Source organism: Treponema sp. R6D11 (assembly GCF_054786075.1).
Map to the genome: position 1 here is coordinate 1 of NZ_BDHD01000428.1, position 943 is coordinate 943.

At 42.4% G+C, this 943-nt stretch carries 1 protein-coding gene; it reads right to left on the reverse strand.

Going from position 1 to position 943, the window contains the following annotated elements; all coding sequences use genetic code 11:
- Window positions 1-112: 112 nt before the first annotated feature.
- Window positions 113-847 carry a CdaR family protein gene (locus ACYVTD_RS13700; protein WP_461248288.1) on the reverse strand — a complete coding sequence of 245 codons (735 nt, stop codon included), beginning with the start codon at window positions 845-847 and terminating at the stop codon, window positions 113-115.
- Between the last annotated feature and the right edge of the window lie 96 nt (window positions 848-943).

Here is a 943-nt window from a genome sequence, read left to right on the forward strand (position 1 = left end):
GAGAAGGCAAGCGTTATTTCCTGTTGGTGAAAATATCTGTTAAGGAGATCCGATTTATCGAGCCAGCGTTCCATGCGTTTAACTTCGATCATATCGATACCTATTCCCGTAATCATTGTTCCTCGCCTGATAAATGCTCTTCTTCTATTGCCTGATGAGTATTATTTTCATGTGTTTCGCGCGCTATACGGCTTATATAGCCTCGGAATTCAAGGATATTGCTTCCGTGAATAGAGAGCAGGGGATTATCATTTTTTATGTTTACCATTATGGAAAAGTCTTCATATCGCCCGTCAAGATCGATTGTTTCGGTATTAAATTCAATGCGGTTGTCAATTAATGAACGCGGACCTTCGACAATTACGCTTGACGGAGTTAGCGATTGATTTGTAAGTTCATAACCTTCCGCGGCGGATCCTCGTATAACAGGAAATACACTGACATTACGCGTTATTTTATCTTCAAGAAGGAGAGGAATATCTACCGGAATAACGGATATTTCCAAAGGTTCAACTCCAAGGGCGCGTCCCTTTTTGCGGATTTGAACAGGCACTCTGTAAGTTCCTTCGTTTTCGTATCTTCCAAGATCGATGTAGGCTTCGATGTCCTCCGCGAGTATCGGCTGAATCCCCTCGGCTTCTCCACGCGCCGATATTTTTACCGATCTTGGAAAAGAATTCGCTGGTGATAAACTATCGCTTGATTCGATTAACAGCGGAACCGTAAAAAAACGGGTTTCCAGACTATTCATTCTGTAAAAAATGGCAATAATAATTGCCGCCGCCAAAGAGAGAACCTTAACAGGCCATTTTTCTGTTATTTTTGCAAAGAATCCGGATCTATTCAACGATAACCTCCCTTTCTTCTTTGGAATCGTCCGTTTGTTCCGCTTCTTTTCTGCTTCCTTTGTCCAGCAGTTCCATCAATTTGCGCGTAACTTCCG